The following is a 4,957-nucleotide window of genomic DNA, read 5'->3' as shown; positions in this document are numbered from 1 at the left end:
AGTTGGCATGGTCAAAGGTCTTTCCTGTGTTCTGATAAGCTCTTGTATCGTCTTTGGCCATGCCATGCAAACTACCCCCAATTAGCGGAAACTAAAGTCTAAAAGAGATCGCCGAGGTGGTAGACCGTGTCTCCCGGCGCAACACACGCATTCCAGCGGTCGATCATTGCCTCGTTCATCTCCTCGGTGGAGTCGAACGGGCGCTGGCAGTGGGAGCGGATATTGTCGTGGCCGAAGTGGTGATCCGAGGTGAACCACAGGCGCGACGAGGGTGAGGAAAGCGATTCAGGCATACCGCTCTATACGCCAGATTCGCCCTGTCGCTAAATCACTTCCCGATGACTTCAGCCGGGCGAGGCGGTAAAATACCTTCACTATGCCCGCAACGATGATCGCCGAAGCGGATCTCCTGAAGCGCATCGAAGCTGCGGTGCCGCTCGCTGCCCTCCAGCGCCGTAAAGCACTCAAAGCCACCCAAGCCCAGCGTGAACTCACCCCAGAAGAGCACAATGAGTTCGCCGCGAGTACATCACCCTTCGCACCCGTCAGCGTGTTGCGGAGCGGGCGCGGCACACTTGCGAATATTGCCATCACCGCTAAGGCTAATCTCTAATTTGTGAAGGGATTGTCAGAAACTAGTTGCTTTTTTTCTGACAGGAACCTATAATCTTAACTGTGGCAGCAACCATTGCAAGCAAGATTGAGCGGCGCATTCAGAAGCAGGGAGAGGGGTGGGTCTTCGCGGCCCAGGACTTCCTCGACCTGGGGAGCCGCGCCGCCGTGGATCAGACACTCTCACGCCTCGCGCGGGAGGGGGCGATTCGCCGCGTCGGGCGAGGGCTCTACGATCTGCCGCGTACCAGCACGCTACTGGGAACGCTGGTTCCACCTGCCCAGGAGCGTATCGCTGAGGCACTGGAGCGCAAGACAGGCAGCCGACTTCAGAGCAGCGGGGCAGTCGCGGCAAACGCCCTCGGGCTTTCCACGCAGGTGCCCGCAAAGATTGTCTATCTCACCGATGGGGCGTCCCGTAAGCTCAAGGTGGGAGGCCAGACCATCGAGCTACGCCACGCAGAACCTCGGCGGCTCACGGAGCAGGGAGGCAAGGTCGCCACGATCCTCGAAGCCCTGCGCTATCTCGGCCCCACAGGCATTGACGACCACGAACTCACCCGGCTTCGTGCTCTCCTCACCCGCCGAGATCGCGCTACCCTACGCCGAAGCCGCGCCACCGCACCTACTTGGCTTCTGCCGCACATAGACCGACTCTTGGAGAACCTCGCTTGAACTGAATCGCCCGTGCCTTGGCCGCTGAACGTGCCGATGTCTTCCAGGCTGCCGCCGTCGCACAAAAGCTCTCGCCTGTCATCATTGAGAAAGACTTCTGGGTATGCTGGACACTGGAGCGCCTCTTCACTCTGCCCGAAGTCGGCAAGAACCTACTCTTCAAAGGGGGCACCTCACTCTCGAAAGTCTACGGGGTCATCGAGCGGTTTTCAGAAGACATCGACCTCTCCCTCAGCCGTGACTTCCTCGGCTTCGGCGGCGAGCGTGAGCCGGAGCTTGCCACCAGCAAGACCCAGCAACGCAAGCGCATCGAGGAGCTGCTCGCCGCTTTCTACGCCGCCACGACCGAGCGCACCTTGCCCACGCTTCACGCCGCCATCGCCGAGGTTCTGGGCGAGGGCGGCTGGACACTCACCCCGACCGAGCCGGGAACGTTGGAGTTCACCTACCCGGTAAGCCTCGGCTCCGCGCTGGCCTACATCCGCCCCGTGGTCAAGATCGAGATGGGCGCTCGCAACGACACTTGGCCCGCCGAGGAGCATCCCGTGATTCCCTTCGTCGCCGATGTCGTCGCAGGCACCAGCTCTGCTACCGTTCGGGTTCTTGCCGTCGAGCGCACGTTCTGGGAGAAAGTCACGATCCTGCACGATGAGTTCTACCGCCCGCTAGAGAAAGTCCGTGGTGAGCGGCTCTCACGCCACTACTACGACTTGGTCAAGCTCGCCCAGCACCCGGAGATTGGCCCCCGAGCAATCGCACGCTTGGATCTTCTGGCCCGCGTCGCAGAGCACAAAGAGTTCTTCTACCGCAGCTCCTGGTCGCGCTACGATCTGGCCGTTCCGGGTACGCTGCGCCTGCTCCCGCCGCCTGAGCGCCTGCCTGACCTGAGAAGCGACTACGACCGAATGGGAGACATGTTCTTCGCTGTGCCGCCGACCTTCGATAGCCTGCTGGAGAGTCTAAGTGAGCTGGAAATCCGCCTGAACTCGTAGCATGTCCCACTGGCCACCAAAGCCACTATCAACGGCCACCAAGCTACGGTAAAATAAAGGCACTATGGCGACCACGATCACCCTGACAGGCGAACTTGAAACCCGCTACCGTGCCGATGCCCAGCGCGAGGGGATCGCCGTCGAGACCCTTGCCACCCGCCGCCTGGAAGAGGGCGTTCTCTTGGAGCGAATCTTCCATAGCTTCCCGCCCGAGGAAACGCGCGAGTTCCGCTCTCTGGTTGCCAAGCGTGGCGCGGGCACTCTCTCCAATATTGAAGGGGAGCGCCTCACCGCCCTTGCCCGACTGCGTGAGGAGCACAACGCCCGGCGCTTTGCGGACATTCTGGCCCTAGCCAAACTGCGTGGGGTTCGCTACCGTGCCCTCATGAACGAGCTTGGTATTCGTCCGGCTCGGATTGTCTGAGACGTGCGCCGTCACTTGCCCAAGCGAAGCCGTGAGGAGATCCTGCGCCGTTCCCACCGCCGCTGTAAGTACTGCCTCACTCCGACTACCTGTTCCTCCAGCCCGTTCGCCATTGACCACATCCAGCCTCTGACTCTCGGTGGCACCGACTCCCTGGAGAACCTGGCGCTGGCGTGTTTTGGCTGTAATGGCCCCAAGAGCGCCTTCACGGAAGGCACCGACCCTGAAACGGGTGTTGTCGTGCCGCTCTACCACCCTCGCCGCGACAACTGGCGTGAGCACTTTTGTTGGAACGAGGACTTCACCGAGCTGGTCGGCCTCACCCCCACGGGGCGCACAACCATCGCCCGCCTTGATTTGAATCGCCCTGGAGTTGTGACCCTCCGCCGCCTCATACTGGGAACCGAGGAAGGACATCCGCCAGCCTGGACACTGCCAGAAAACGAGTAGTGCCCAACGGCCACCAAACGGCCTATCACTGGCCACCAAGCTTCTCCAAACCGAGGTACTTACAGACCGTTTCCACTGCCTCAATCCAGCTTCGACAGACCACAAATCGGAATCCTAAAGGCTCCAGTGCAGTACGGAAAGCCACCTGCTCGTTAGTCAATCTGTTTCGCCCTGCCTTCAGCTCGATGTACAACCCGTGACACCCCGATGACGGTACCGGCACGAATACATCCCACACCCCAGCGGTCAGACCAAGCTCAACCGCGTCGGCTCCGCGTTTCGGCCCTAGCCACAAGCCGTTAGGTATCGCATGCACCCACCGCAGCTCAGGGAACTGCCGTGCGTGAAGCCGAAGCCACACGAAGAACGCCCGCTGCTCCTGTGCCTCGACCTCAGCGCGGGGCTTGCGGGGCCGGATGCTTGCCATACCCCGAAGGCAGAGCTGGCCGTCGCGCCGCTTACCGGGCATCGCTGGCTCCTAGGGCTTCAGCCCGCTCTCGTGCCAGCCGCTTGGCTCGCATCAGAACAGGAAGCGAGTTCACGCCTCGCCGCCGCACAAGCGCCTTCTCCGCCTCGCTGGCTGTCTCCAAAGCATCGGTGAGTGCCAGAGCCAGACAATCCGCTCGCTGATCCTCCGAAAGCGCATCCCAAGCCATCGTCGTTGAATCAGACTCCAAAAGCCGTGGTGCCGTCTCAGTGCGCATCTGGGCTGGTGCAACGATGATCCTCTGTGGCCGCTCACCTAAGTCAGAAGCATGACTCGACGGCGGCGCGGGTGCTAGCCACCCGGCACGTATCGCCGTAAAGAGCAGCGCGGGCAGGCTTCGTACTTCGTGCGAGACTGCGTAAGCCCGTGCCGCCTTCACCGCGCTCCTCACTGTCTCCAGAGGCTTCTCCCCGACCGCTCGACGAGCGGCACTCCGATCCAATCCCGCTTCTACAGCCACGGTGACGGCTTCGCTATCTGGCTCTGGAACCTCCGCAGGAGAGACAACAACACCTGCGAGCTTGGGGCCTGTTACAGTTGTCATCTTCTGCGCTTGACGCTCTTTATAAGGAAAGGGCCGCGCAATTGTCCGTGCAGAGACCGCGCAATTCTTAGCCTGAGAACGTTGAGGAGCATACCATTTTCCAAGACTCCGCAGCAGCTCGCGGCACTGCGACCGAACCTCTCCAGCCCACTGCTTCATCCCCACAATTGCGCGGGCTAGTGCCTCCCAACCCGCCGCCAGAAGATCCTCCACGGTAACCAAAGGGACAATGGTGCGCTGACCAAAGGCATCGAAGTCGCGGCGGAGTATCCCACACTCTTCCAGATGGGCCAAGCCGCGCCGGATGGTTGCCACATCACACTTGAGGCCCATGGTCGGATTGCTGGCAAAGAACTCGTTGGAGGCATGGCAGCCACCCGCCTCGTGCTGCCAGAGGATGTTTCGCATCAGCACAGCAATACGTTTATCACGATCAGAGCGAGCTTCAGGGAGCCGCCAGGTGCGATCTGGCGGCATATCAAAGAGAGTAAGTTGGCTAGGGGCATCAAGTTCGAGAGCGACCACGGCTACCTTTCAGTGGTAGCTCAAACTCGGTCATTGAGGGCATACTGAGCCCGATAGGGTTTAGACTTTCACGGTCGAAATCGCCCTTTCGTGTAGTTTCCTGCGAACCCGTAGAGGGGAGCACCGCAAATTTACTCCCTCTAAAAACACCGAAATCGCTGTAGATTTCTGCCTCCAGCGCGAGAGGCTTGGTGGATATAACCACCACCTTGTGAACGAAGCCCCGAAGGATTATCCGGCGCTCTATT

The 4,957-nt window shown here is 60.6% G+C and carries 9 protein-coding genes; 5 read left to right on the top strand and 4 right to left on the bottom strand.

The genetic code is table 11. The features are described from left to right. Positions 1–98 precede the first annotated feature (98 nt). A complete protein-coding gene (locus tag ACH2ED_RS14220; RefSeq protein ID WP_395092280.1) occupies positions 99–293 on the bottom strand; it encodes a hypothetical protein in 195 nt (64 codons plus the stop codon). An 83-nt stretch (positions 294–376) separates the two neighbouring features. Between ACH2ED_RS14220 and ACH2ED_RS14215 the strand changes: the two genes are divergently transcribed. The 5 genes from ACH2ED_RS14215 to ACH2ED_RS14195 all read left to right on the top strand — a co-directional run bounded on the left by ACH2ED_RS14215 (position 377) and on the right by ACH2ED_RS14195 (position 3,153). Continuing rightward, the gene (locus tag ACH2ED_RS14215; RefSeq protein WP_395092277.1) at positions 377–613 is read left to right on the top strand and encodes a hypothetical protein; all 237 of its coding nucleotides are present in this window, start codon (positions 377–379) and stop codon (positions 611–613) included. A 62-nt stretch (positions 614–675) separates the two neighbouring features. Further along, on the top strand, positions 676–1,287 hold the full coding sequence (locus ACH2ED_RS14210) for a DUF6088 family protein (RefSeq protein ID WP_395092274.1): 612 nt from the start codon (positions 676–678) through the stop codon (positions 1,285–1,287). Between the two features lie 17 nt (positions 1,288–1,304). Continuing rightward, complete coding sequence (locus ACH2ED_RS14205) at positions 1,305–2,279, top strand: nucleotidyl transferase AbiEii/AbiGii toxin family protein (RefSeq protein WP_395092272.1); 975 nt, start codon at positions 1,305–1,307, stop codon at positions 2,277–2,279. A gap of 64 nt (positions 2,280–2,343) precedes the next feature. Then, on the top strand, positions 2,344–2,703 hold the full coding sequence (locus ACH2ED_RS14200) for a hypothetical protein (RefSeq protein WP_395092269.1): 360 nt from the start codon (positions 2,344–2,346) through the stop codon (positions 2,701–2,703). A 3-nt stretch (positions 2,704–2,706) separates the two neighbouring features. Next, entirely contained in the window at positions 2,707–3,153 is a 447-nt protein-coding gene (locus ACH2ED_RS14195) for an HNH endonuclease (protein ID WP_395092266.1), read from the top strand. A gap of 25 nt (positions 3,154–3,178) precedes the next feature. Here the strand turns inward: ACH2ED_RS14195 and ACH2ED_RS14190 are convergent, their stop codons facing one another. The 3 genes from ACH2ED_RS14190 to ACH2ED_RS14180 all read right to left on the bottom strand — a co-directional run. After that, a complete protein-coding gene (locus tag ACH2ED_RS14190) occupies positions 3,179–3,622 on the bottom strand; it encodes a VRR-NUC domain-containing protein (RefSeq protein ID WP_395092264.1) in 444 nt (147 codons plus the stop codon). Then, a complete protein-coding gene (locus tag ACH2ED_RS14185) occupies positions 3,612–4,661 on the bottom strand; it encodes a hypothetical protein (RefSeq protein ID WP_395092262.1) in 1,050 nt (349 codons plus the stop codon). Before ACH2ED_RS14185 ends, ACH2ED_RS14190 begins: the two co-directional genes overlap by 11 nt. A gap of 28 nt (positions 4,662–4,689) precedes the next feature. Then, a partial coding sequence (locus ACH2ED_RS14180) for a hypothetical protein (protein WP_395092261.1) occupies positions 4,690–4,957 on the bottom strand: 268 nt, incomplete at its 5' end.

The sequence above is a fragment of the Armatimonas sp. genome, assembly GCF_043757465.1.
Taxonomy (GTDB): Bacteria; Armatimonadota; Armatimonadia; order Armatimonadales; family Armatimonadaceae; genus Armatimonas.
This window is presented reverse-complemented; position numbering and strand designations above follow the sequence as displayed.